This is a genomic window from Phormidium tenue FACHB-1052 (genome assembly GCF_014696675.1).
GTDB classification, from domain to species: domain Bacteria; phylum Cyanobacteriota; class Cyanobacteriia; order Phormidesmidales; family Phormidesmidaceae; genus Nodosilinea; species Nodosilinea tenuis_A.
On the sequence record NZ_JACJQN010000001.1, the window covers coordinates 164,115 to 190,249 of the forward strand.

Consider the following 26,135-nt stretch of genomic DNA (forward strand, 5'->3'; position numbering starts at 1 on the left):
TATAAGTCTTTCCTTAAATTGCTTATACATTCCTAAGCAAGACTCAAACAATGGATGATTCAGCTTGAGCACTACGTTTTTTGTAATCTACTGCACCGTTAATGCAAACAAGTTACAGCACTCTGACGCTTCAAGATTTACCTCAGCCTCCAGCAGGTAAGGTAGGGTGGCCTTGGACAAAAGCCAGTAAACCATCTCCAAAGTACATGGCTGATGGTTCAGAGTGGCCGCGCGTTAGTGTCATAACTCCAAGCTATAACCAAGGGCAATTCCTAGAAGAAACGATTCGTTCAGTCTTGCTCCAGGGATATCCAAACCTAGAGTACATAGTTATTGATGGCGGCAGCACTGATAATTCAGTTGAGGTGATTAAAAAATACCAATCTCATATTACTCATTGGGCTAGTAAAAAAGATAATGGACAAGCTCATGCAATCAATAAAGGATTAAAAATTAGTACTGGTTCTATCCTAGGTTGGGTTAATAGCGATGATTTATATGCAAAAAATACAATTACAAAAATTTCCCAGAAGTTTCATAAAAACCAAGCTGCCATATTAGTTCATGGCAACCGAATTTTGATTAATGAGAATAGTGAAGTTATAGGATGGTCGCCTCTTCCACCCTTTAGGTCAGAAACAGGCTTATTCAACGTCTGTTCAGAAACCACTTTCTGGAAGCGAACTGCTATGACACAGACCGGTTTCCTGAAAGAAGAGCTAAAGTTTGCCATGGATCTGGAGTTCTTTAGTCGGTTGTACCTATGTGGAAGATTCTTGAAACTAGACGATTATCTAGGTTATTTTCGCTGCTACAAATTAAACAAGAGCTCGACCATTCCCCATATAGGCCAAGAAGAGGCATTTAGAGAGTGGAAAATTATTTTTGGGAACGACTATACTACAAAAAAGATTCAATCAAACAAGTTAGCTCTGCTGAAGGCAATGATTGTCAATCCGGGGCTAATAAGCTTACCGTACATATCATACAAATTATCAAATCTACTCAACTAAAGTTCAGCTCTTGAATTCTTGAATAATGTCAAAAATTCATTATTTTGGGGGAGAACTTTTACGTTACTGTTCAAACCACTTTATAAACAAAATCCCATTTCATTCTATTAGGTTATTTTTCTATCGTTATTTTTTAGGTTTTGCAATCGGCAATAACAGCTATATATTCATGGAAGTTTGCTTTGATTCCAGAAGAAATTTTTCTATGGGAGAGAACTCTGTAATTAATCAAAAGTGTCGTATTGATAATCGGGGAAGAGTTGAAATAGGTAAAAATGTTTCTATATCCGCTGAGGTTTGTATTATTACAGCAGACCATGATTTACAAAGTGCCAATTTTGCAGGGAGAATTCGTTCTGTTTTAATTGACGATTATGTTTTCGTTGGCGCACGTGCGCTGATACTTCCTGGAGTCAGACTTGGCAAAGGATCTGCCGTTGCAGCAGGTGCAGTTGTGACAAAAAACGTTCTTCCTTACACTATTGTTGCAGGAGTTCCAGCGAAGCCGATAAGTATGAGAGAAAAAAGCCTCAACTATACTATTAATTATAGAAGATTGTTCTCATAGCCTGAGCCAAGTTTGTTTAACCCAATATGAAAAGAATTAGTTTTCAAGAAGACTGGCCTGATAGCTGGAAGAATAGTTTCTCCTATGATCTATTGGAGATTTATGAAGACAAGCCCTTTAAAGGCAATGCTGCTTACTTCTATACTTACAGAAATCGCCGCAAGAGTATTTTAGAGATCATTCAAAAGGTAGCTCAGCCAGGAGATAAAGTTTTAGATGTTGCAGCAGCACAGGGAAACTTTAGCCTTACATTGGCCGAGCTAGGCTATGAAGTGACATGGAATGACTTGCGGGAAGAACTGGCTGATTATGTCAAGCAAAAATGGGAGTATGGCAGTATTTCCTATGCACCAGGAAATATATTAGAGCAAAATTTTTACGAATTTTTTGACATTATATTAATCGCTGAAGTGATTGAGCACACAGCACACCCTGACGAGTTTTTGCGTAACATTGGAAAAATGGTGAAGCCAGGTGGATATATTGTTCTTAGTACTCCTAATGGTGAATATTTTAGAAATCGTTTGCCTAAATTCTTAGATTGCCCTGATCCATCTCAGTTTGAAGCATTCCAATTTAAGCCTGACGCGGATGGGCATATCTTCCTATTACATATGGACGAAATTGAATATATATCTAAGCGAGCTTTTCTAAGTGTTCGAGAGATTCAGCTTATAACTAATTCACTTACAAGTGGGAATTTGAAATTATTTCATATATTAAAATACACACCTGAACCATGGATTAATGCTATTGAACTACTGACTCAGAAGTTACCCTTTTACCTCAAGAGGAAATTGAGCACTTGCACGGTCATTTTGCTCACTCGCTCTTAACAAGAGCAATATAGCCTAACATTATGCACAAGCCAAAACTGGTGGTTTCAGTTGTTCCAAGACTTTACCCTTCTGTTGATGGCGTAGGTGATTATGCCATGAATTTAGCGCGTCAACTTCGCCTCGATTTTGGCATTAATACCCACTTTTTAATTTGTGATCCAGCTTGGCATGGCTCTAATCAATTAGAGGGATTCCAAGTGACTCAAATTAATGCTCGATCAACAAAATCCTTTCTTGCTAAATTAGCTAATATTGAGCCTAATAGGCCTATTTTACTTCACTATGTTGGCTATGGTTACGCCAAACGCGGTTGTCCGACTTGGCTAGTCAATGGGTTAGAAATTTGGAAGCATCAACGCCAACAGGCACCGTTGGTGACCATGTTTCACGAGACTTCTGCCTTTGGTCCAATCTGGACAAGTGCTTTCTGGTTTTCCTTGGCACAGAAAGGCTTAGCGAAAAGATTAGTTAGGTTAAGCGATCGCATTCTCACCAGCAAGCGCTCCTATGCAGAGCTACTTGAGAGCTATGCCCCAGAACGGTTTACGACTATTCCATCACTTCCTGTCTTCTCAACCATAGGCGAGCTACAAAATCCTTCCAGCTTGTCTAAACGTACCCGCCGCCTCGTCATCTTTGGGGGCCGCAGTCAACGCACTAAAGTCTACGAAGATTCCTTAGAACAGTTGAGCCAAATTTGCCGATACCTAAATATCCAGCAGATTTTTGACATCGGCCCCCCTCTCGACTCACTTCCTATCGATATAGATACTGTGCCGATTACTGCTACAGGTTGCCTGCCCAGTGAAGAGGTCTCTACTATCCTCTCCGACTCGATCGCAGGTTTTTTCAGCTACCATCCTGCCTTTCTTGGCAAATCCACGATCTTTGCAGCCTATTGCGCCCATCGAGTCATACCTATTAGTGCCAATATGACCGATCTCCCCGAAGAGGGGCTGCAACCCGGTAATCATTATGCCCTCCCATCGCAGTACAGCACCGAGAAAAGCGACATGGTATTGATGCAAGCAATCGCAGATAACGCTCATGCTTGGTATCAAACCCATAATCTATCGACTCAGGCAAAAGCTTATCATTCTATCCTGTCAAATTTCAAAAGCATATGACTATAAACCAATTAGAACCGTCTACTGCAACTCTACTGCAACATCGACAGCAAGCTGCAGAATTTAGCGCAGGGATCAGCAACGAAACCATTTATAACTGTTTTGAATCCATACTGATCGAAAAATCTGCATCAGGAACTGTTGTAGACTGGGGCGCAGGTCAAGGACTGTTGACCCAACGGCTTTTTAAGTTTAATCGGTTTAGCTCAATTACTGCTGCGGATATTCAGTCGCGACCTCAATCTCTCGACCCTTCAATTTATTGGATAGAGACCGACCTCAACTATCCTCTCGACCTTGAAAACAATAGCTTTGATACTATCGTCTCTGCTGAAGTCATTGAGCATCTAGAAAATCCGAGATCAACAGTTCGAGAGTGGTTTCGGCTCCTCAAACCTGGAGGCTTATTGATTTTTAGCACTCTTAATAACGAAAGTTGGCGATCAATTTTAGCTCTAATTTTGCTAGGGCGTTTTGTTGACTTTGGTAATTCGTCTTATCTCGCCCAGATCACTGCTCTGATGCGGAAAGATATTTCTCGTATCCTAAGCGAAACAGGTTTTTGCATACCTCAATTTGAATTTACTAATGCTGGGAAAATACCTAAATTTCCTCACCATCACTGGCAAAACATACCCTTTTTCTTTTTCGGAGGGCTACGCTTTAGCGATAACTTTTTAGCTATAGCCTATAAACCTATTTGAGAGCCATGAAATCAGTGCTTTTTTAGGCGAAAAATCTTCAAGAAAATTTGGTTTGAGGCATTCTTTCTGAGGATTATCGAGCTTATTCAAAACCTGTTCCCGTGTTTCTGAAGGAACAAGAATACTGACTTTTTGCAGGTTAGAACCTTTTGGAATATTCCTAACAACGCTAATACTATAGTCTTCTGCACAAAGTTTATCGGTCAAAAACATCTAAGGAAAATGCTACATCAATAATGGTGAATATTAAAGTTGTAGCTGCTCAACGAAGCTGATAAACCCATGAAAATTCTTCTCTATTCTTATGTTTTTTATCCATCTATAGGCGGCGTTGAGACCATCACAGCTACTCTTGCTGAAAACATTCAACGTCTTGGTCATCATTGTATTGTTGTTACTGAGGCAATGCTATATGGCCATCAGGAACTAGAGGTAGATTATGAAATTTATCGTAAACCCACTTTACGGAAAAGATTATCATTAGCTCACCAGTGCGATCTAGTGCATTCCAATGGGGCAAGCGTTGCGATGTTTCCATTTGCCCAATTGGCTAATAAACCATTTATTTGGACTCACAATGGTTACCAAGTTGCTTGCGTAGATGGCTTAGGTTGGTTTGATGGTGAACCTGCTCCTATGACCCCTAGGGAATCTTTACTATTTCATTTGAAGAAAAGAGGACTCATTCATTTTTGTAAAGAAGCCATTAAACTTTCTATTCGTCGATATGTGGCTGACCAGGTAGACCTCAATATTGCAGCAACTCATTGGGTTGCAAAGCGCCAACCTCTGAAGAATCAAGTGGTGGCATATACTCCTTATCCATTGGCAAAACTTAGAGCAGCTAGACAAGATATATCTAAAAAATATGACTTTATATATGTGGGGAGATTAGTAAGCGAAAAAGGAGTAGATACTCTTTTGCAGGCCTTTCAAAGGCTTATGATGGAACCTGAGTATCGCCACACGACTTTAGCTGTTATAGGAGAAGGAGAACGAAAACAAGAATTAGAGACTATAGCAGATCGATTAAAACTGCAAGACAAGGTGTTTTTTCTCGGAGCAAAACGTGGGCAAGACCTAATTCGAGTTATTGAACAAGCGACGATTGGTATTGTTCCTTCAATTTGGGAAGAACCGATGGGTGGTGTTTCCCTTGAACTGATGGCTGCTGGTAAGGTTGTTATTACCTCTTCTCGCGGTGGACATTCAGAATGTGTAGGGGATGCCGGTCTTAAATTTGAAAATGGGAATTATAATCAGCTCTGCAATTCTATGAAAATACTAGTTTCCGACCATGATTGTTTCATAGAGCTATGCAATAACATTCGCAATCAAATAAGTATGTTTGATGAATTTGAGCTCACTCAACGTTATGCTGAAATCTATAAACAGTGTATTGAGTCTCATACATAATGCTTTAGTTGCTATTGCCCATGAGAATGCGTTAAAAATCGAGACTCAGGGCAAGCAGGGCAAGTTGCCAAGTATCTTTAGTTTTAGAGAGGCTCTTATGACCAGTAAAGTTTCCCACTCATATGACCAACAGTATTATGATTCACACTATGGCTTTCTTCTTGATGAAGAGTACTACGAGCTTTTGTCACTCTACTGGAAATACACTCTATTTGAGAAAACGGGCTTAAATCCTGAGGCAACTATCCTAGATTATGGATGTGGCTTGGGGCAAGTCTCTGGCGCACTGGATAATTCGGTCGCTTTTGACCCCTCCGATTTTGCTAAGCAGTTCCTTGCGAAAAAAGAGCGCAGATCCGTGAAAGATCAGGATTCCATACCCTCTGGATATTTTGACTATATTCTTTCTTCTCACTCCCTTGAGCATTCTTCTAAACCTTCTGAGGATCTAAAATGTTTCCGTTCTTATGTTAAGGATAATGGGAAATTAGTTCTTTTACTGCCTATTGAAACTGGTTTAGAGCCTTGCTTAGAGCCAAATAATGATCAGCACTTTCAGTGCTGGACATTTCAAACTATCACGAATTTACTTTGGCACTGTGGGTGGAAGCCTATTTTTCAAAGCCACATTTACAACCCTTTTTTGCTTAAGACTTTAGGTTGTCGTTTAAATCTCGACCAAACTACAGCAGTGTATCTATCTGCAATGCTAGGAAGATTAGTCCGATCATATCCATCTCAAATGACGATTGCTCAAAGGATTGATTAGCAGTTGCTTATGAATGCCTCAAATCGGTTTAATTCTATTTCCTCTATAGAAAAGCTGATATGAATACACTATTACTTGCTTTGCCCCTATCTCTAATAGTAATTTATTTATCCAGCTTAGATTGGCGGCGAGCTATTAAAGCCGTATTTATTTTAGTGATAATTGAAGGGGCATTGCGTAAATGGGCGTTGCCCCAAGCTAGTCAGCTTATCTACTTTTTCAAAGACTTTATTCTGATTGGTGCCTACTTAAAGTTTTTCTTCTTTACACGTGAAGACCATCTTCGCGTCGTCCGTAATGGCGTTGTCATTACATTAATAGTGATGGCATTCATTTGGGGCGTTGTGCAAGCCTTTAATCCTAGTCTCGGTTCCCCTATTATTGGTCTGTTTGGTTTAAAAAACTACTTCTTATACATCCCCTTGTTATGGCTGATTCCTCTCCTTTTTGATAGTGAAGAGGAACTTTTCCGCTTTCTCCGCGCCTACCTGCTCCTGCTCATCCCCGTTGGTTTACTGGCGATTGCCCAGTTCTTTAGCCCGCCAACTAGCCCTTTAAATGTTTATGCTTGGGGCGATGAAGCTCCAGGCATAGCTGTTTCTGGCCTAAACACTGTTCGGGTAACGGGTACATTCTCTTATCTATCAGGTTACGCCACTTACCTGCTGGCCTGCCTATGTCTATTGCTGCCTATTCTGGCCCGTCCTCAACCTCGGCTATGGCAGTTGCTGACCCTAACTGAGTTGGTCTTACTAGCCGTTACTTCGTTTATGACGCTGTCACGGGGTGTTATTCTTGGGTCTATCTTAATAATTTTGAGTTATTTCGGCATTCAAGCAATAACTAACTTATCTGTTTTTTTCCAGAGTGTTCGCAAAATATTTTTGCCAGCGCTTATTGGCTTTATTGTTGTTTCTCAAAGCTTTCGGTACGCCTTCGATTCGTTTTTCATACGTGCGACAGAGAATGAAGATGTACCCGGGCGAATAACTAGTAGCTTTATTGAGCCCATCACAAATTTGCAGTTTAAAGGGCTCGATGGCTATGGATTAGGTGCTACCTTTCAGGGTAACTCTATATTGCGTCAGATATTCCAACTTGCGCCAGGAGAAGTGATTCCGGTTTATTACGAGAACGAAATGGGGCGTATTATGTTAGAGGTTGGCCCGGTTGGTTTTTTCCTGTGGTATGGGTTGCGGCTTGTACTGCTCTATTCTCTATTTAGTGTTTACCTTAAGCTCAATCATCCATTTTTGCGTCAGTTGGCCCTTAGTGCGTTTGTCTATCAGGGCGTAACGTTTATTTCTCACGTAGTTTATAACCATACTGCTAATGTTTACCACTGGTTTTTCTACGGCTTTATCCTTTTGCTTCCCTATTTAGAGCGGGTAGACCAATGGCAGCGAGCCCAACCACCTAATTTTCTATATGGTCAAGCGACGCATCTCTCTAGTACACCCTACCAGCAACCCTAACTCTCGCAATGCAGCGATCGCCTTAGCTGAGGCAAATCTGCTCCACGAAATTATTACAACTACCGCCTATAATCCCAAAGGCCGTCTAGCTCAAACTATTCAGCGATTACCGCGTTCCCTTGGCTCGTTCCTCAGTCAAGAACTAGAACGCCGTGCGTGGATGGCACCAAGTGGCGCTATCTTGAAGACTCATCCCTGGAGAGAAACCCTTAGAGTCTGTTTAGTCAAGTCGGGATTAAGCTCTAAATTAGGATTTGGACAACAGGGTCTCATAGACAGAGTATATGCTTCTCTCGATCACCACGTTGCGCAGCATCATCTTGATCAACTTGATGCAATCTACGCATACGAAGATGGTGCAGCATCTACGTTTCAAGCGGCTAAGCAAAGAGGTATACGCTGCTTTTATGAGTTGCCCATCGCTTTTCACTACACTAGCCGAAAAATTCAGCAAGACGAAGCCGATCGATTTCCTGAGTTTGCGTCTTCTTTGCAGGCTATCCATGAGCCTAAGTGGAAGTTAGAACGAAAAGACCAGGAAGTTGCTTTGGCCGATCATATTTTTGTGCCCTCTACTACAACGCATCAATCGCTGCTAGATGCAGGAATAGCCTCAGAGCGTATTTCAGTCATACCCTACGGTGCTCCGGTTGATTATTTTAAGCCAGAGCTTAAGCGTGATAAGCAATTTCGAGCCTTGTTTGTGGGGCGAGTTGGCCCCCGAAAAGGTGTTCACTATTTGTTGGATGCATGGAAAAAGCTTAGACTTAACGATGCCGAACTGAAATTGGTTGGCGTTGATGAATTTCCGCCGGGCTGGCTACAATCTCACCAAGATTACATCAATTACCAGGCTAGTGTACCTCACGCTAGTCTCAATCAATATTATTGCAGTGCAAATATTTTTGTGTTCCCGTCTTTAGTGGAGGGCTTTGGGCTTGTACAGCTTGAAGCCATGGCCTGTGGAATTCCTGTAATAACTACTCCTAACGCTGGTGGGCTTGATTTGATTACCGATGGAGTTGACGGGTTCACCGTACCCATTCGTGACTCGAATGCACTTCAGGAGAAGTTGGAATGGTGCTATCGCCATCCTAAAGAAATGGCCAAAATGGGACGAGCTGCTCGAAAAAAAGCTGAGGCTTTCACTTGGACTGCCTATCAGAAGAAACTAACCGATGAGATCGAAAAGCTATTTTCTAGCAGCAGAGATGAATGAATCACATGACTAAAGATCTACATTTTAACAATTCAATTCACATTTGGGTGCCTAATCTTTTTGAATTCAAGGGTGGAATTCAGGCTTACCTATGTGATTTTCTAACTGCAATTGAGTGCTTGCATGAGCAAGGGAATATCACTTTAAACGATGTACTTATTTTGGATAAGCTTGACTCTAAGAAGCCAGAGAGTCTGTTCAAGACAAGCTATTTCTCGTTTAAGTTTACTGGTCAATTGATAAAAACATTTCAAACGTCGGCTTTTACACTAAAAGCTTTAGTTGATGTTTGGCAACAGCGACCTGGTCTAATTGTGTGTGGACATCTTAATTTTGCGCCTGTTGCATACTTACTGTACCGTTTTTTAGGAGTTCCGTATTGGATTTTAGTGTATGGTGTCGATGCCTGGAATATTGAAGATTCTTTTCGATGTCGAGCTTTGCGGGCAGCCAGAAAAGTAATTTCCATTAGTGGATACACTCGCGATCGCCTCATACAAGAGCAGGACCTGCCGCCTAAAAACATTTCACTTTTGCCGGTCACGTTCAACACCAATCGTTTTCAAATCAAGCCAAAACCTAGTTATTTGCTTACTAGACATGGGCTTAAGACTAGTCAACCCGTAATTTTGACCGTTGCCAGGTTGGCTGATGACGAGCAGTATAAGGGCTATGATCAAGTTATCAGGGCTATTCCTTTAATACGGCAAAAACTTCCTGACATTCACTATGTTTTGGTTGGGAAGGGGAGCGATCGCCCTCGAATTGAGCAGCTAATTGAGTTTCTTGGCCTAAAAGATCATGTAACGTTAGCAGGGTTTGTTCCTGACGAAGAAATTTGCGATTACTACAATTTGTGTGACGTTTTTATAATGCCGAGTAAGGGCGAGGGCTTTGGCATTGTCTACCTCGAAGCTTTGGCCTGCGGTAAGCCAACTGTCGGAGGCAATCAGGATGGTGCCATTGATGCTTTATGCAGTGGCGAACTAGGTATCTTAGTCAATCCTGATAACACAGAAGAAATAGCTGCTACCTTAGTAGAAATCCTTCAAGGTAAGTCAACTCATCCTATACTTTATCAGCCAGAGATATTGCGCCAGAAAATCGACGAAATTTATGGTTTTAAGCAGTTTCAGATCAATCTCTTAAGGCTGCTTAACGAGGCTGACTTCGCAGCACTGTAGTATGAGAGTTCTTCACGTGTTGCCGTCTCTAAGCTACAAGCTGGGTGGGCCAACTCAAGTCGCTTTAAATATTATTCGTGCCCTACGAGAGATAGAAGTTGATGCCGAAATAGCTACCACTAATGACGATGAAGCCGAATTGCTAGACGTGCCTATCGGTCGGCGAGTCAACTACGAAGGCGTACCGGTTTGGTTCTTTCCGCGTCTAGCTCGGTTTAAAGCATTTATTCCATCTATTGGGTTGACCCAGTGGATGATTAAGCATTTGCGCCAATACGATATCGTTCACAACCATTACTTGTTCTGCTACGCGCCCACGGTGGGGGCAAGGCTAGCTCAGTATTACCAAGTACCCTATGTCTCAAGTACGATTGGTCAACTAACTCCCTGGGCACTTCAGCAAAGTCAGCTGAAAAAACAAATTTATGGCCGTTACATAGAGCGTTCTACACTCAACCGAGCCGCTGCTATTCATTGCACTACCGTTGCAGAAGCCGAGGACGCCCGACAGTTTGGAATTAGCGCGCCTGCCTTGGTTTTACCGCTAGGGGTTAATCCGACAGTCACGATCGCTGGTGCAGCAGCAAAATTGCGCGATCGCTATGATTTACCTGCTGACTGCGCGATAGTTCTATTTTTGTCGCGCCTGCATGAAAAAAAGCGACCTGATTTTCTGCTGCGCGCGTTTGCTCGGCTTGACCCCAAATCTCACGGCTATCACCTTCTGCTAGCCGGTTCTGGGGATGCAGATTACTGTCACTATCTCAAGACTTTGACCAGCACCCTAGATATTGCCGACAGCGTCACCTTCACTGGCTTTGTCTCTGGCTCAGACAAAGATCTACTACTTCAGGGATCTAATCTCTTTGCGCTGCCATCTTATTCAGAAAATTTCGGCATCGCTGTAGCAGAAGCCCTAGCCGCTGGTCTCCCCGTTGTGATTACCCCTGATGTTCAAATTGCCCCCGACATCTTAGCTGCCCAAGCGGGGTTAGTAGTTTCTGATGATTTGGACGCGTGGGGCAATGCTTTAGGTCAACTGCTCCGCTCGCCCGATTTAAGCACCCAGCTAGGTCATAACGGCCAACAGCTAGCCGCCGAGAAGTATAGCTGGCCTACGATCGCGCGAAATCTGAGTCAGTCCTACAATGAAATCCTTACTGGTCAGTCACTATCGTTCGCCTATAGGTCTTGACCTAGTGGGTAACGCGATCGCAAATGAATTGTCGTAAAGCCGATTCAAAATAGGGCATAGCCAACTCTCGATCAGCGCCAGTAGTCCGTCGGCAATCATAGCGTTTGACAGGTCGGCTTTTGCCGTCGATGCTGACAACTACCCGATACTCCCAGGTATATTTGGCACTGCGCTTGATTGTTTCAATACAGACTTCCTGCCCCTCTACGTCGCGGCAGAGAACGCTGGCCGCGGACTCAGGGATCCAAACCCACAGGACTGCCCATAGCCCGAGCAGCACGGCAACCAAAGCGCGCACCATACCCTTACTTTTCCGTCCGTCAGCGAAGGTCATAGCCAAACAAATTTGGATCTACATCACCCAGGTTTAGGTCGCTCAAGCCATATTCGGCCCAGCGACTATCCACCAGCGCAGCTATATCGGGGTCGGGGGTGAGTTCTTCACTCCAGGGACGATCGGTTTCGGGGTAGACCTTAGTGGTAGCGTCAATGCCCATGCGGCTGCCAAGGCCAGGCTTTTCGGTGGCAAAGTCAAGGCTATCAAAGGGGTTGTCGGGCAGGATAAATACGTCTCGCACCGGGTCAACCTTAGAAGTCACAGCCCACATTACCTGGCGTGGGTCGCGGATATTGATCGATTTATCGACGACAATCACAAATTTGGTATAGCTGAACTGGGGCAGGGCCGACCAAAAGGCGAGGGCAGCGCGCTTGGCTTGGCCAGGGTACGACTTTTCAATGGAGAGCACGGCGGCTTTGTAGCTCAACCCTTCCATCGGTAAAAAGAAGTCCTGAATTTCGGGCACCTGCTGACGCAGAATTGGGTTGTAGATGCGGTTGAGGGCGATCGCCATCATGGCATCTTCCTTTGGCGGGCGACCGCTAAAGGTGGTCATGTAGATCGGATTTTTGCGGTGGGTGAGGCAGTGGAAACGCAGCAGAGGTGCGGCTTCGTTGACGCCACCGTAGTAGCCAATGTGGTCGCCTGCCGGGCCATCAACGGCGGTTTCACCAGGAGTGATGGTGCCCTCCAGCACAATCTCAGACTGGGCCGGAACTTCTAAATCGACCGTTTTGCACTTGGCTAGGGTGAGTCCTTTGCCAGCGTAAAGCCCGGCAAACAGCCACTCCGAGAGGTCGATGGGCAGTGGAGTGGCAGCGGCGAGAATCACCAGGGGGTGAACGCCGATCGCGATCGCCACCTCTAGATTTTTGCCCATCTCAGCGGCCTTGCGCAAGTGGCGGCTACAGCCCCGCACCGAGAGCCACTGCACTGTCGCGGTATTTTTCGACTGAAGCTGAAGGCGATAGACCCCCACGTTGGGAATGTTGGTTTCGGGGTCTTTGGTAATCATCAACCCCAGGGTAATCACCTTGTCGGCGTCGCCAGGATAAACCCGCAGCAGGGGAATTTGGTTGAGATCCACAGCGTCATCTTTGAGCACCACCTGCTGACAGGGGGGCAGCAGGTCGCGCATGGGCTTGGCTTTGACCACGTCAAACAGCGCCTTGCCGAGGTCGATGGCCTGGGAAAACTGCTTGGGGGGCCGGGGTTGGTAAAGCAGCGCCAGTTTTTCGCCCAGGGTTTCGAGTTCGGCGGGGTGTTCCATGCCCATGGCCCAGCACACCCGCTCGACGGTGCCCAGCACGTTGATGGCCAAAGGCATGGTCGCGCCCTGCACATTCTCAAACAGCAGGGCCGGACCACCCCCTAGCAACAGGCGGTTGGCGATCTCGGCAATTTCTAACTCTGGGCTAACGGGGGCCGTGATGCGGCGCAGCTGGCCTCGCTGTTCCAGAAGGGTGAGAAACTGCTGTAGATCGTTTGCCATAGGAAAGAGTTTGTGAACGAGTGTTAAGGCTACTTTCATTATGGTGGAGCAGGGGGCCAGTCTGGAAACCCTGGCCCAATTCTTTGACCTGGTGAAGTCGTGGAGACAGCATGCGATCGCCCCAACTTCCTGGCACAATCGGGATATTGCCATCGGCAATGACAGCCACTCAAAGGATTCTCTGGCTCAATGCAAAGGCGCATACTGAGATTGTCTAGGTATTTGGTCTGGCCCCTGACCCTAGGTCTGGTGGGCTGCGGCAACCGCCTCGACACCGCTGCGGTCGAGAGTGCCATTCAGGCCGACATTGAGCGCCAGGGCCGACGACTCTCGCTCAAGGCCGTGCTCTGCCCAGAGGGTGTGAAGCGCCAGGCGGAGGCCTATTTTCGCTGTGTGGGCGAATTAGATGACGGCGGCACCTTTACGATCAACGTGATTCAGCAAGACAGCCAGGGGAATGTCACCTGGGAAGTGCCCAACTCCAAAGCGCTGCTCAATTTGCCCAAGGTCGAAGACAGCATTCAACAAGGGCTTTCGCAGACCTACGGCCAGCGCGCCCTGATTGACTGCGGCAGCGCCACCTACCGGGCAAATCAGCCGGGCGATCGCTTTGAGTGCCAGGTCGTGGGGGGCATGACTACCGACGCCAGCACCATCACCGCCGTTGTAGTCAGCATCGACCCCGATGGCGACCTCAACTGGCAGGAGCAGGCAGCTGCCCCAGGGGGGTCGCTCCAGGCGATCGCGGCCCCAGACAATCCATCCCCACCCAATACTGCCACCGCCCCCCTGCCCCAAGCAGCAGCCCCCGCCACTATGCCTAAACCCACTGCGGCGACAGGGCCAGGGGGGCGCATCGTCAATCGCCCTTACGTTCGAGGCGACAACGATTAGCGGCGGTGACGATTAGAATGGTCACTTAACTTTTCCTTAAGTCGTCAATGCCCATTCTTTAATTTCTAGGACAACCGCTTTCGGTAGGCTTATCGTGGTAGAAACGCTAACAAGCAAAGCAATTTAGGGTTAAAGCTGGGCTATGGCAACTGTTCTCGACGTTTTGGTCAAGGGTGGCCCCGTGATGGTGCCCATTATGGGCTGCTCGGTGCTTACCATTGCCACGGCCCTAGAGCGCACCCTGTTTTGGACAAAGCTGCTGCGCCGAGAAGACCAGGTCGTGGCTGAGGTGCTCGATGCTTCCCGGCGCGATCTGAGCCAGGCGGCTGAGATCGCAGCCCAGGCCCAAGATTTGCCCATCGGTCGGTTTTTGCTGGCCCCCCTACGACTCAAACAGCCCTCTCCCGACACCTTTCGGCTAGCGATGGAAACCGTGGGCGATCGCGAATTGGTCAAAATGCGCAAGGGCGACAAGCTGTTAGAAACCGTCGTAGCCGTCGCGCCGCTGCTGGGTCTGTTGGGAACAGTGACCGGTCTGATTGCCACCTTCAGCAACCTCAACATTGGCGGCGGCGGCTCCGGCGACCAGGCGACCGCTGCCGCCGCTGGTATCGGCGAAGCGTTGATTACCACCGCAGCGGGCATGGTCGTCGCCATCCTGGCGCTGCTAATTTTTCGCGTTCTGGTGACCCTCCAGGCGCAGCAGGTTGACTACTTTTCCGATGCTGGCAATGAGCTAGAACTCATCTACCGACAGTATTGGTATGAGCCCACTACTCTGGCTAACGACCCCGCCTACCGGGAAGAGTTTATCGGCAGCGGCGATCGCCTTTAATCCCATAGGCACCTCACGACCTAGGCCAAACGGCTTGACCTACAGACCCGCCAAGCGAGCCCGTGCCGCTCACCAACACCAGCGCAGGGGTTGATCATAACCCCTGCGCCTACTTTTGCACTGACTGTAGAGCCAGCACCGCCTCGCCCCCCGAAGGCCACCTCTGGGGTGACACCAGAGCATAGAACAACGTCTCGTAGCGATCGATCGCCCGTTTAGCTGAATAATGCTCCAAAGCATACTGCCGTCCGCGACGAGCTAGCAGCTCTGCCGTTGCGGGCTGATGGTACAGCTCAAGGATACCCTTGGCTAGGGCCGTAGGGTTTTCGGGTTCGACCACCAGGCCGCCGCCGCTGGCCAGCACCGCCTGGGCCGCCGCGCCGTGGGCCGGTACAGAAGCCAAAATCGGTCGTCCACTGGCTAGTAGCACCTGAGTTTTAGACGGCATGTTGAAGCCCACCACACCGTGCTTCTGCAAGATCAGCCCCACATCAGCCGCCGCCAGCATATCGGGCAGTTCGGCGCGAGGCACAAAGGGCAACAGCGACACGTTGGCTAGCCCTAGCTGCTGGCAAAAGCACTCCAACGCCTCTAGCTGCTTACCTTCACCGACAATCACCATTTGAATATCTGGGTAAGCGCTCAGCGCCTGGGCCGCTCGAATCGCCGTTCGAATTCCCTGGGTCTCAGCAATGTTGCCGGTATAGAGCACCACAAACTTGTCTTGCAGCCCATGGCGGCGGCGAAACTCGCTGCTGGCCCGAGGCCGAGGGGCAATAAAGTCAACATCCACCCAGTTAGAAACGGGCACCATTTTGGCGTCGGGCACCCCCTTGGCCAGCAGGTTGTCACGAAAACCCTGGGCGATGACGGTAATGCGAGTAGCGTTTTGATAGGCAAACTTTTCTAGCACCTCAAACAGACGAATTGCCCAAAAGTTGGTTAGCAGCCCGGTCTGGATGGCGGCTTCTGGCAAAATGTCTTGCAGGTTTAGCACGCTGGGGCACTGAAACAGCAGCTTGAGGAAGGCCACTGGCAGGCAAGCAGGCAAAGAAGGGCTGGCGTTGAGAATAATATCGGGTCGCCAGCCTCGCAGGGCTGGCCAAAGGCTGAGGGTAATAAAGCTCGATTCTAGCAGCAGCCGCCCCAGCAGCCCCCGACTGGCATTGGCCAGCACAAAGCAGCGCTGAATGATGACGCCATTGCGCTCTTCGGTGGCGTAGAGCCGCCCACGATATTGAGGATAAATACTGCGCTCGGGGTAGTTAGGCATAGCGGTTACCACCCGTACCTGATGCCCCCTAGCAACCAGCCCCTCTGCCAACTCGGTCATCAAAGGCGCAATGCCGATGGGCTCAGGATAGTAATTATAGGAATAAATGAGAATTTGCATCGACAACGCCTGCTCCAGAAAACCACGTACACAACAGTTGTGTTGGGGCAAAAGATGACTAGGGTGAGTCTGAGTGAACACTGGGCTGCGCCCTAACCTGGGGTGGCTTGTTTCTACTAGACTGAGGGCAAGCGCCACTATCCGGAAGCATTGAGACTTTGTTCATCAAATATTGATGCATCGCCTCCTATCGCCCCATGGAAACTTTAGCCTGTAAGTCTGGCCCCTATTGGTTAACGATGGCCAGAATTGCTGGTTCTCGCTAATTTGAGCGCCTAGTGATCAATAGGTTCAGCATACCCAGAGGAGAGTGGCTGGTTAATAGGTAAATTCACAGAAAAGCTGGCTCTTACGGTGACAAGCCAGATCAGATTAAGCGTTTTGCAACTATAGGTTCTGCTAGGTTTTTGGATGGTTTGGAACCCCCTCAGGCTATTAAAAACTCTAATTCACTTCGAGGTCGCTGGGCCTTTGAGTAAAGGACTGCGCTACTTACCCGGCATGACGGACTCAGGTATTGCGATGACACAGCCTTTAGACGCCAACAGTTTAGTGCCAGCACCGGCAAAACAGGTGCTGTGGCTGCTAGGAGCAGATGAGGAGGCTGAGGCTCTGGCTAAATCCGTAGCCTCCCTAGGTTATTCGGTTATTACCGAGACGTCAGACCACCCACTAGTGAACACACCCTTGGTCATTTGGCCAAGATCAGCGGCCGATTTAGAGCTTGGCTCTCTGCTCGAAGAGCTAGGGCAACGGCCCACCTACCAGGAAGCCACCCTGATTGATTTTTGCCAACCTGACCTGGCGATCGCAGCGCTCTGGGGCAGTTTAGACGATGGGGTCATGGGTGGCGTCAGCGCTAGCCAAGTGCAGTGGCGGGAGGGGCTGCGGTTTGTGGGGGAGGTGTCTACGGCCAATAGCGGCGGATTTGCCTCGATTCGCACCCGCAACCTTGAGCCACCATTAAATCTTGGCCAGTGGCAAGGTACGGTGCTCTCTGCCCAAGGTGACGGCCAGCGCTATAAGTGGATTTTGCGCGACAGCCCCGGCTGGGACAGCCTGGCCTACTGTCGATCTTTCGATACTGAGGCCGGCCAACTGAGCACGATCAGGACGCCGTTTTTAGAGATGGTTGCCACTCGCCGCGCCCGCACGGTGCCGGAGGCTAGCCTTCTTAACCCGGCCCAGCTGTATTCTATGCAGCTGATGCTGAGCAAGTTTGAGTACGACGGCGAATTAAACCCAGCGTTTCAAGCCGGTTTCTTTGGGCTAACGGTGCGGAGTCTTGGGGTCTATCGGCAGGGGCCAAGGCCGGTAGTCGTGCTGCCAGAAGAACATGCGGCTGAAGCTGAATTCGCCCAACTGCTAACAGCGGCGGGGCTAACAGGAGTAATTCGCCAGGGAGAGGGCTTTGCGGTGATTGGAGCCAACGACAAACTGCCGTCAGAGGTTGAGCCAGCAGTGATAAGGGCAATTTTTGAGGTTTTTGGTTAAACGACCAAAAACCTGTGGCTTGATAGAGAATTCCATCAAGCTACAGGCTCCTAAACTTTAGAAAGGGTTGTGTAAAGGGGTTAGTAGGCCGATCGCATGTCGCCGCGTTCAGCCCGAGCGCTCTCTTTAGCTTTAGCGGCGCTCTTTTTAAGGGCTTCGAGACGCTTGATGTAGCGATCGCGCTGACGCTTCTTGGGGGTTTGCTCAATTAGGGTTTTGAGGGCACTACCCAGGCTCTTGTAGGCGTTGGGTAGAGTGTAGCCAAAGCGAGTGGCGATGGCGATCGCCCGCTCGTCGGCGCTAATGCTCTCTTGTAGGGTCTTTTGGTTGTTGTTGCGCTTATAGAGTCGCCAGCTCGAAAACCCGCACAGTCCTAGAGCCAGCATAAGCAGCAACCCATCTTGCACCCACAGCTCACCCACAGCACCGCCCAGGCCAATGGCCAGAGCCGCCATTTCCCAACCGTCGCGGGGAATGGTGTCGTTTTGAATGCGGCCCACCTCGTGCCAAAACAGCAGGTTGCGCTGGTCTAGGGCCAGCTGCTCCCACTTGATCAGGTCAATCTGAATTTCGACCTGGTCCTTGCCCAGCTCTTCACAGGTGATCAGCGGTGGGGTGACATCAATGGCCGACTCCACCGTCACCCAGCTCTGAAGTTCTGGGGGCAGCAGGCTTCTCAGACGGCGAAGCTCACCCATATCGGCGCGGGCAGTGGCGGTGGCGTACGAGGTCATGGAGATTACGGGGGTGACAACGGCAAATCAAATTTATTCATAGATCCTACCTTAAACCTATTTAGTCAAGGGTCGGTTATCCGCTTTCGGGATTGGTGGGAGAGGGAACCGGTGGGCTGCGTTTCAACAACGTACCCGCTGTAGAGTTCGTACTGACCGCCGTTTTCAGGAATCCACTGGATAAATTCCTCGAAACTCATGGCGCTGGGGTTGAGGGCTTGAACCATGGGGATGCCGTTAAAAGATCACATTGCAGGAGCCAGGGTCTGGGGTTCTACGGGGGCGATCGCGTCGGGGGCAGCAGCTTTTTCAAGCTGGGCGATCGCCCCATCCAGCAGATCATATCCAGCCTCCACCGTGTCAATTTGGCAGAGCTGCTGACGTAGGGGAGCAGCGCCCTCAAAGCCTTTGACATACCAGGCCATGTGCTTGCGGGCCTGATGAATGCCCTTCTGGCCTTTGTACTGCCACAGCAACCCTAGGTGCTCGCGGGCGCAGCGCAGCACCACTACGGAGGATGGGGGTAAAGGAATCACGCCTGTCTTTAAAAAGCTATCGATCTCGCCCACCAAAAACGGGTAGCCCAGGGTGCCCCGCGAACACATCACCCCATCGGCCCCGGTTTCTTGCAGGCAGCGCGCCGCTGACTCGACCGAGACAATGTCGCCGTTGGCAATCACCGGAATCGAGAGGGCGTCCTTGACCCTGGCAATCCAATCCCAGCGGGCGGGGCCGTGGTAGCCCTGGCTGCGGGTGCGACCGTGGAGGGTAAGCATCTGTGCCCCGGCGGCCTCCATGCGGCGGGCAAACTCAACGGCGTTGATCTGTTCATCGTCCCAGCCCAGGCGAGTTTTGACGGTGACGGGCACGGGCACCGCCACCGCCACGGTGCGAACGATCGCCTCAGCGACCTCGGGCTGGCGCAGCAGCGACGAGCCGCCGCCTTTTTTGGTGATTTTATTCACCGGGCAGCCCATGTTGATATCGATGGTTTTGGCCCCTTCGGCGACGGCTTTGCGGGCGGCATCGGCCATAAAGTCGGGCCGACAGTCAAACAGCTGAATGCTAATCGGCTGCTCACCGCTGTCGATATCCATAATTTTTTCAAGCTGCTGGGCGTGGCATACCCCGGTGGCTTGCACCATCTCGGTGTAGAGCATCGAGACCGGCGCGTAGCGGCGCACGAGCTGGCGAAAGGCGCGATCGGTGACGCCCGAGAGGGGAGCCTGGAGCACCCGGCTTTGAATCGTGACCGAGCCGATCACCAGAGGCGATTGCAGCCGCTGCAAGATCGTAGAGGAGAGAGAAACCATAGCCATACCCAATACCCACCTAGAGCTTGCCCACCAGCCAGTAGGTGAGCATTTGACCGCGCCCCTTAACCGCCACATAGCCGCGCTGCTCAAACTGAAACTGATCCTTCAGCCGTTCGTACAGGTCGGGGGTGACCTGAATGCGCTGGGCTTCTCCGGTAGCTTCCATGCGGCTGGCGATATTGACGGTATCACCCCACAGGTCGTAGGCAAATTTGCGCCGCCCAATTACCCCGGCCACCACCGAGCCGGTGTTGATGCCCACCCGAATTTGAAAGGTCTTGCCGTCGGGGCGAGGGAACTGCTTGATCGCATCGCAGATGTCGAGGGCGAATTGAGCGATCGCCGCCGCATGGTCATCGTTGGCAGAGGGCAACCCCCCGGCCACCATGTAGGCATCGCCGATGGTTTTAATTTTTTCGAGCCGGTGAAACTCAGCTAGCTGATCGAACATAGAAAAGACTTCGTTGAGCAGCTTGACCAGCTCGCGCGGCGTCATCTCGCTAGAGGCAGCGGTAAAGTCAACCAGGTCGGCGAACAGCACACTCACCTGGTCAAGGCTCTCGGCAATGGTGCGCGCCCCGCCTTTAAGACGCTGAGCAATGCGATAGGGCAAAATATTTACCAGCAGGCGATCGGCCTGCTGCCGCTGCTGGCGCAGCTCAGTCTCCATCTGGCGGCGTTCGCTGATGTCGTGGACAATGCCCTCGTAGTGCAGGAAGTTACCCGCTTTATCCCACACCTTCCAAATGTCTTCGCTCACCCAAAAGGTGGTGCCGTCCTGGCGAAACACCTCCGATTCGGCGTCAGTAATTTTGTCGAAGCGATCGAGGTATACCGCTAGTTCGTCGCGGCGCTTGGGCTGGAGGTAGATCTGGCGGCTGATGTCTTCGACGGTGGCTACCATCTCCTCGGCTGACCCGTAGCCATAGAGGCGAGCCATCGACGGGTTGACGCTGAGCAGCTGCCCCGTAGCGGAGGCCTTAAAAATACCTACCGTCGCATTTTCAAAGATGCTGCGGTAGTTCATCTCAGCTGCGATCAGCGCCTGCTCCATCTGGGTGCGCTCCTTTACCTCTTGGATGAGAAGCGCATTTTGCTGGCTGAGCTGCTGGCGCTGCTGGGCCAGCCGCAGCTGGTTTTGCACCCGCACTAGCACTTCCTGCACCGCAAAGGGCTTTGTGATGTAGTCAGTGGCCCCAACCTGAAACGCTTTAACCTTGTCTACCGAATCTATCAGAGAACTCAGGACAATCACCGGAATCTCGGCGGTGAGGGGGTTGTGCTTGAGCTGCTGACACAGGGAGTAGCCATCCATGTCGGGCAGCAGAATATCGAGCAACACTAGCCCCGGACGTCTTTCTAAAATCAGCGCGATCGCCTGTTGACCGCTATCAGCCACCTGAATGCGGTACCCCTGCTGACTCAATAGCCGCTGCAGCAGGCACGATGTCTCAGCATCGTCATCGACGATGACTAAATCAATGGCGATGGGGGCATCATCCACAGCGCGAGGGCAGGGCAGACTAGGGGATTGGTCTAAGCATACGGGTATTAAGCCGAAACGATGCACCGGATCTACACCCTGGGCCCTAGGGTAACGCCATCCGGGCCCAGGGTGTGCTGGAACGAGTGTAATGGATGGCTGACTAACGAACCTTGAGTGCGCCACTGCGGTTGCGGTAGCCCGTCACCAACCCTTGGCGAAAGGTAACTTCGCCGTCTTCGAAGTGAAAGACTTCTTCACAGCTATTGTCATTGCGGCTGATGGCCACTGGGGTTTGCCCCTCAGCCCGCAGCACTTCAGTCCGACTAGAGCCCATGGTCCAAAAATCAAGGGCAGTTTGATCAGACAGCAGGGCCGGGGGCTGTACTGACACCTTGAGGTTTTGATCAGCATTGAGGTAGCCAATCACCTGGCCGTTTTCAAACAGCACCGAGCTTTTGCCGTAGTACAGCGTGGTAAACCCGTTTGAGGTGTATTGCTCTTGGCGGGTGGGGGTGCCCTGGAGCTGGAGCACGTCGGTTTCAGTTGCCCCTAGGGTCCAGCGGTTTTGGGGGGCGCTGACCGACACCACCACGTCGCCATCGGCCAGTACCTGGAGGTTGCCGTCGGGGTTGTCGTACTGTTTCACGTAGCCGTTACGCAGCTCAACGATGCTGTTGCCGTAGCGCAGGGTTTGCTGGCAGGCACCCTGGTACTGCATGGTTTGAGAGGGCGCTCCCTGAACGGCTGTGACTAGATCGCGATCGGAGCCTAGGGTCCAGTAGGTTTTGCGATCGGGGGCGCGGCTGGCCCGGCTACCCACATTGCTTTGGGCGTACTGCAAATTACGCCCGTATTCGACCACCTTTTGTTTGGCCAGGGCCGCGTTGGCGCTGCCGTTGGGCACCGATCGCATGTGGGCGATCGCCTGCTGCCAGAGAATCACTATCTCAGCCCACTCTTCGCGGAACTCTGCACTTTGAGTCAGCTCGGCTGCTTTCATCGCCCGCTCGGATCCCTGGCGAAACGTGTCGCTGTTGGCGGAAACAGCCGCACGGGCGGGCAGCCATGACCAGGGGCGATCTTGAGGATTAAGAAATATAAAGCCAGCGGCGACTCCGAGGCCTACCGACAGCCCGACCGCGCTCCAGGTCAGCCGTTCTCGCAGGGTTTGACCGGGTCGCCTGAGTACAAAACTGTAAAGAGTTTGAGGATTTTGCCCGTCTAGCTCAGGATGGCTACGTTTGGTCATAGGGATTAAGGAGGAGTGAACAACCCCAGCACTAGTCTGTGGGCCAAGGGCCACAACAGAGCTTGCCTGGAGCTTCCGTTAAGCATCAAAACCTAAAGAGATATGCAGACAATAGGGGAATAAAGTCCCAGGATAACGCTAGAGAGAACAGAATTAGTTATGGGTGTATTCGGCCAAACGAAGGAACCTTTAGCCTTCGCCCAAGCTATCTCACAAACCTAGACTATGTTTTTAGGCTTTCTGTAGTTTACGGAAGCTTCTTTAACTTGCCCGTCTGGGTCAAACTCTCACCACCACCTCCACTATTTTTTGATGCCCCATGGATGCCCTACCGCTGCGCTGGAACCTGCCTAAGGCGGATGCCGCCCCTGACAGCTGGGTGGAAACAGTTGCTCAGGCAACTCCAGGCACGACGACCTCCCGCTGGCTGGCCCAGGTGCTGTGGCAGCGACAGATTGGATTTACAGAGCCGCTAGAGGGCTGGCTAAATCCAGCGCTCTACCAGCCCACGCCCGCCAGCGCCCTGGGGCCAGCGATGGCGATCGCCGTCAGCCGCCTCCAGCAGGCGATCGCCACCGAGGAGAAAGTCGCGATCTGGGGAGACTTTGACGCCGACGGGGTGACTGCCACCGCCGTGCTGTGGGATGGGCTGGGGCAGCTGATCCCCAAGGGCGATCGACTCACCTATTTCATCCCCAACCGCCTCAGCGAATCCCACGGGCTGTCGCGGCGAGGCCTCGACCATTTGGCTGACTGGGGCGCAACATTGGTGGTGACCTGCGACACCGGCAGCACCAGCGGCGCTGAAATTGCCTACGCCAAAGCCCTGGGCCTGGAGGTAATTGTCACCGACCACCACACCCTACCAGAGGTCGATATTGGCGCGATCGCCTTGATCAACCCCCGCAGCCTACCGCCTGAGCATCCCCTAGCCACGCTGTCGGGGGTGGCAGTGGCCTACAAGCTGCTAGAGGGGCTGTACGCAGCGCTAGATTCTCCACCACCGCTACCGCTCGATCACGTGCTCGATCTAGTGGCCATTGGCCTGATTGCCGACCTGGTGGAGTTGCGGGGCGACTGTCGCTACCTGGCCCAGATCGGGCTGGCGCGCCTGCAAACCCAAACCCAGCCCAACCCACCTTACCCACGACCGGGGCTGGCCGAGCTGCTGGCGTTGTGCAAGCGCACGGGCGATCGCCCCACCGATATTTCCTTTGGGCTGGGGCCGCGCATCAATGCGGTTAGCCGCATTCACGGCGACGCCAGCTTTTGTGTGGAGCTGTTGACCAGCCGCGATCGCGATAGTCAAGGACTGGCCCTCAAGGGCCAACACACCAAAACTCTAGCCTACGAGGCTGAACTGGCCAACACCCGCCGCAAAGCCCTCCAGCGCGACCTCTACGGCCAGGTGATGGCGCGGGTGGCCCAGGTCGATCTGGCCACCACCCGCTGCCTGGTGCTGGCCGACGAGACCTGGCCTACCGGCATTTTGGGATTGGTCGCAGGGCAGGTGGCCCAGGCCCTTGGTCGTCCGACCATTCTGCTGCGAATTGACTCAGCCACTGAGGACGGCAGCCCAGGGCTGGCGCGGGGGTCGGCGCGATCGGTGGCAGGGCTCGATCTCTACCAACTATTTCAGGCGCAGTCGGCGCTGCTGACCGGCTTTGGCGGCCACCCCCTAGCGGCGGGGCTAACGCTGCCGGTGGAGCACATTGAGGTGCTGGCGGCGGCGCTCAACCGGATGGTGCGCGAGCAGTTGGGGGGCAACGGTGAGCCCCAGCCACAGATTCAGATCGATCTCACCGTGACGGTGGCGGATCTGGGGCAACCCCTGTTTCGCGAACTCAAGTGGCTGGAGCCCTGCGGCATGGGCAACCCGGTGCCCAAACTGCTGCTTAGCAATGTCTGGTTTCAGAATGCCTTTCACAAGAAATTGCGCGATCGCCAAAACAAAGCGGTGAGCTTCATCAAGACCGAGTTTGAGCTGTGGGATGACGCCGCCGAGGCAGGCTTTCCGGGCGAGTGGTGGGGGCACTACCGCGACGAACTGCCCCCAGGCCGCAGCGATGTCGTGGTCGAACTCGATTTCAACAGCCATACCGGCTACCACGTCAAGCTCATTGACGTACGACCCACTGCCGTAGGCCAGCCGGGTGCAGACCCAGGGCCGTCTAACTCCGTTCTCGACGGGTGGCAGCACGCCGCCCAAGCAAAGCTGCCCCTAGCCCTGGCCTTCTCTCAAGCGATCGATGACCTATCGCCGGGGGAGGTCTGGCAAGAGCTGGTGGGCTTAGCCAAGTACCTGGCTCGCACCCAAACCCCCGTGACGCGATCGCAGCTTAGCGATCGCCTGCGTCTTTCGCCCACCAGCCTGGCCCTGGGCTTAGCCGCCTTAGAAACCGCTGGCTTTGAGATCACTCCAGATTCGCACTCCCTAGCTGTCGCGGCCCCAGAGCAAGACATCCTGACAATTCAGTTTGATCCCGATCCCACAACGCCCACTCCCAGAGCGGTGCAACCGTTTCTCGACGTGCTGCAAGAGGAGCAATTTCGGCGTCGCTATTTTGCCCAGGTACCGGTGACCGCCCTTTCCTGATAGGGTGAGCACTGCCCACCATTTCCCGCCGTCATGCCAGCCGACTGGTTCTATCCGTTTCCACCCCTGATCGAGGGCACCGTACTCAAGCGCTACAAGCGATTCTTTGTCGATATTGAGCTAGAGACCGGCGAGGTGATTGTTGCCCACTGCCCCAACACCGGCCCCATGACCGGGGTGTACCACATTGGTGGACGAGCCCTGGTTTCCTACAACCCCAGCCCTAGGCGCAAGCTGGCCTACACCTGGGAACTGACAGAAGTGCGCGACACGGTGCCCACCTGGGCCGGAGTCAACACGGCGCTGCCCAATCGGGTGGTAAAGTCGCTGCTGGAGGCGCGGCAAATTCCAGAGCTGGGCGACTACACCACCATTCGGCCCGAGGTGCGCTACGGCGGCGACGGCAAAAGCCGAATCGATTTTGTCCTTTCTGGGGAGAATACGGCTCCTGTTACCTATGTTGAGGTCAAAAACACCACCTGGGCCAAGGGCAACCTGGCGCTGTTTCCCGATACAGTGACCACTCGCGGCCAAAAGCATTTAAGGGAGTTGGCGGCACTGGTTCCCGAAACCCAGGCGGCGATGCTGTACTTCATTAACCGGGGCGACTGCACTGACTTTGCCCCCGGAGACGAGGCCGACCCTACCTATGGCCTGCTGCTGCGCGAAGCTATGGCAAAGGGTGTCCAGATTCTGCCCTGCCGATTTGAGATAACTCCCGCTGGGCTGCGATACCTAGGTTTGGCGACTCTGCGGCTGCATTGAGGCCGTTATAGGGCGTAAGTTTCAAGGTTATG

General features: G+C 51.3%; 25 protein-coding genes. 17 read left to right on the forward strand and 8 right to left on the reverse strand.

Annotated elements, in window-relative coordinates; all coding sequences use genetic code 11:
* Positions 1-101: 101 nt before the first annotated feature.
* The 11 genes from H6G07_RS00690 to H6G07_RS00740 all read left to right on the forward strand — a co-directional run bounded on the left by H6G07_RS00690 (position 102) and on the right by H6G07_RS00740 (position 11,509).
* Positions 102-1,013, forward strand: coding sequence for a glycosyltransferase family 2 protein (locus H6G07_RS00690; protein WP_084172854.1), 912 nt, complete (start codon positions 102-104; stop codon positions 1,011-1,013).
* A gap of 205 nt (positions 1,014-1,218) precedes the next feature.
* Positions 1,219-1,581 (forward strand): acyltransferase, encoded by a 363-nt coding sequence (locus H6G07_RS00695; RefSeq protein WP_422393849.1) that lies wholly within the window; start codon positions 1,219-1,221, stop codon positions 1,579-1,581.
* 26 nt (positions 1,582-1,607) lie between these two features.
* The gene (locus H6G07_RS00700; RefSeq protein WP_073606881.1) at positions 1,608-2,417 is read left to right on the forward strand and encodes a methyltransferase domain-containing protein; all 810 of its coding nucleotides are present in this window, start codon (positions 1,608-1,610) and stop codon (positions 2,415-2,417) included.
* 23 nt (positions 2,418-2,440) lie between these two features.
* Positions 2,441-3,547, forward strand: coding sequence for a glycosyltransferase family protein (locus H6G07_RS00705; RefSeq protein WP_084172853.1), 1,107 nt, complete (start codon positions 2,441-2,443; stop codon positions 3,545-3,547).
* Positions 3,544-4,251 (forward strand): class I SAM-dependent methyltransferase, encoded by a 708-nt coding sequence (locus H6G07_RS00710; RefSeq protein ID WP_073606880.1) that lies wholly within the window; start codon positions 3,544-3,546, stop codon positions 4,249-4,251. Before H6G07_RS00705 ends, H6G07_RS00710 begins: the two co-directional genes overlap by 4 nt.
* Positions 4,252-4,533: 282 nt before the next feature.
* Positions 4,534-5,667, forward strand: coding sequence for a glycosyltransferase family 4 protein (locus H6G07_RS00715; RefSeq protein WP_073606879.1), 1,134 nt, complete (start codon positions 4,534-4,536; stop codon positions 5,665-5,667).
* Entirely contained in the window at positions 5,627-6,436 is an 810-nt protein-coding gene (locus H6G07_RS00720; protein ID WP_171972945.1) for a methyltransferase domain-containing protein, read from the forward strand. Before H6G07_RS00715 ends, H6G07_RS00720 begins: the two co-directional genes overlap by 41 nt.
* A gap of 59 nt (positions 6,437-6,495) precedes the next feature.
* Positions 6,496-7,911: a hypothetical protein gene (locus H6G07_RS00725; protein ID WP_073606877.1), complete on the forward strand. Its 1,416-nt coding sequence runs from the start codon at positions 6,496-6,498 to the stop codon at positions 7,909-7,911.
* On the forward strand, positions 7,865-9,130 hold the full coding sequence (locus H6G07_RS00730; RefSeq protein WP_073606876.1) for a glycosyltransferase family 4 protein: 1,266 nt from the start codon (positions 7,865-7,867) through the stop codon (positions 9,128-9,130). Before H6G07_RS00725 ends, H6G07_RS00730 begins: the two co-directional genes overlap by 47 nt.
* Positions 9,127-10,314 (forward strand): glycosyltransferase, encoded by a 1,188-nt coding sequence (locus tag H6G07_RS00735; protein ID WP_242026563.1) that lies wholly within the window; start codon positions 9,127-9,129, stop codon positions 10,312-10,314. The genes H6G07_RS00730 and H6G07_RS00735 overlap by 4 nt, the downstream gene beginning before the upstream one ends.
* Before the next feature lies 1 nt (position 10,315).
* Entirely contained in the window at positions 10,316-11,509 is a 1,194-nt protein-coding gene (locus tag H6G07_RS00740; RefSeq protein ID WP_073606875.1) for a glycosyltransferase, read from the forward strand.
* A gap of 1 nt (position 11,510) precedes the next feature.
* On the opposite strand, the gene H6G07_RS00745 is transcribed toward H6G07_RS00740, so the two are convergent.
* Together H6G07_RS00745 and H6G07_RS00750 are read right to left on the reverse strand one after the other, a co-directional pair.
* Positions 11,511-11,810, reverse strand: coding sequence for a hypothetical protein (locus tag H6G07_RS00745; RefSeq protein WP_139296899.1), 300 nt, complete (start codon positions 11,808-11,810; stop codon positions 11,511-11,513).
* Between the two features lie 19 nt (positions 11,811-11,829).
* Complete coding sequence (locus H6G07_RS00750; RefSeq protein WP_073606874.1) at positions 11,830-13,341, reverse strand: UbiD family decarboxylase; 1,512 nt, start codon at positions 13,339-13,341, stop codon at positions 11,830-11,832.
* Positions 13,342-13,381: 40 nt separating this feature from the next.
* On the opposite strand from H6G07_RS00750, the gene H6G07_RS00755 reads away from it, so the two are divergent.
* The 3 genes from H6G07_RS00755 to H6G07_RS00765 all read left to right on the forward strand — a co-directional run bounded on the left by H6G07_RS00755 (position 13,382) and on the right by H6G07_RS00765 (position 15,070).
* On the forward strand, positions 13,382-13,549 hold the full coding sequence (locus H6G07_RS00755) for a hypothetical protein (protein WP_171972944.1): 168 nt from the start codon (positions 13,382-13,384) through the stop codon (positions 13,547-13,549).
* Between the two features lie 14 nt (positions 13,550-13,563).
* The gene (locus tag H6G07_RS00760; RefSeq protein WP_073606873.1) at positions 13,564-14,235 is read left to right on the forward strand and encodes a DUF4333 domain-containing protein; all 672 of its coding nucleotides are present in this window, start codon (positions 13,564-13,566) and stop codon (positions 14,233-14,235) included.
* 142 nt (positions 14,236-14,377) lie between these two features.
* The gene (locus tag H6G07_RS00765) at positions 14,378-15,070 is read left to right on the forward strand and encodes a MotA/TolQ/ExbB proton channel family protein (RefSeq protein ID WP_073606872.1); all 693 of its coding nucleotides are present in this window, start codon (positions 14,378-14,380) and stop codon (positions 15,068-15,070) included.
* Positions 15,071-15,179: 109 nt separating this feature from the next.
* On the opposite strand, the gene H6G07_RS00770 is transcribed toward H6G07_RS00765, so the two are convergent.
* The gene (locus tag H6G07_RS00770) at positions 15,180-16,463 is read right to left on the reverse strand and encodes a glycosyltransferase family 4 protein (RefSeq protein WP_073606871.1); all 1,284 of its coding nucleotides are present in this window, start codon (positions 16,461-16,463) and stop codon (positions 15,180-15,182) included.
* Between the two features lie 522 nt (positions 16,464-16,985).
* On the opposite strand from H6G07_RS00770, the gene H6G07_RS00775 reads away from it, so the two are divergent.
* Entirely contained in the window at positions 16,986-17,957 is a 972-nt protein-coding gene (locus H6G07_RS00775) for a CIA30 family protein (RefSeq protein ID WP_073606870.1), read from the forward strand.
* 80 nt (positions 17,958-18,037) lie between these two features.
* On the opposite strand, the gene H6G07_RS00780 is transcribed toward H6G07_RS00775, so the two are convergent.
* The 5 genes from H6G07_RS00780 to H6G07_RS00800 all read right to left on the reverse strand — a co-directional run bounded on the left by H6G07_RS00780 (position 18,038) and on the right by H6G07_RS00800 (position 22,742).
* Positions 18,038-18,691 carry a DUF3318 domain-containing protein gene (locus H6G07_RS00780; RefSeq protein ID WP_073606869.1) on the reverse strand — a complete coding sequence of 218 codons (654 nt, stop codon included), beginning with the start codon at positions 18,689-18,691 and terminating at the stop codon, positions 18,038-18,040.
* Positions 18,692-18,756: 65 nt separating this feature from the next.
* Entirely contained in the window at positions 18,757-18,918 is a 162-nt protein-coding gene (locus tag H6G07_RS00785) for a hypothetical protein (RefSeq protein WP_171972942.1), read from the reverse strand.
* A gap of 18 nt (positions 18,919-18,936) precedes the next feature.
* The gene (gene dusB, locus H6G07_RS00790) at positions 18,937-20,004 is read right to left on the reverse strand and encodes a tRNA dihydrouridine synthase DusB (protein ID WP_073607062.1); all 1,068 of its coding nucleotides are present in this window, start codon (positions 20,002-20,004) and stop codon (positions 18,937-18,939) included.
* A gap of 19 nt (positions 20,005-20,023) precedes the next feature.
* Positions 20,024-21,511 (reverse strand): adenylate/guanylate cyclase domain-containing protein, encoded by a 1,488-nt coding sequence (locus H6G07_RS00795; RefSeq protein ID WP_073606868.1) that lies wholly within the window; start codon positions 21,509-21,511, stop codon positions 20,024-20,026.
* Positions 21,512-21,653: 142 nt separating this feature from the next.
* On the reverse strand, positions 21,654-22,742 hold the full coding sequence (locus tag H6G07_RS00800; RefSeq protein WP_073606867.1) for a hypothetical protein: 1,089 nt from the start codon (positions 22,740-22,742) through the stop codon (positions 21,654-21,656).
* Positions 22,743-23,061: 319 nt separating this feature from the next.
* Here H6G07_RS00800 and recJ point away from each other — a divergent pair, with 319 nt between their 5' ends.
* Together recJ and sfsA are read left to right on the forward strand one after the other, a co-directional pair.
* Positions 23,062-25,338 carry a single-stranded-DNA-specific exonuclease RecJ gene (recJ, locus tag H6G07_RS00805; protein ID WP_073606866.1) on the forward strand — a complete coding sequence of 759 codons (2,277 nt, stop codon included), beginning with the start codon at positions 23,062-23,064 and terminating at the stop codon, positions 25,336-25,338.
* 33 nt (positions 25,339-25,371) lie between these two features.
* Positions 25,372-26,103 (forward strand): DNA/RNA nuclease SfsA, encoded by a 732-nt coding sequence (sfsA, locus tag H6G07_RS00810; RefSeq protein WP_073606865.1) that lies wholly within the window; start codon positions 25,372-25,374, stop codon positions 26,101-26,103.
* The last annotated feature ends 32 nt before the right edge of the window (positions 26,104-26,135 follow it).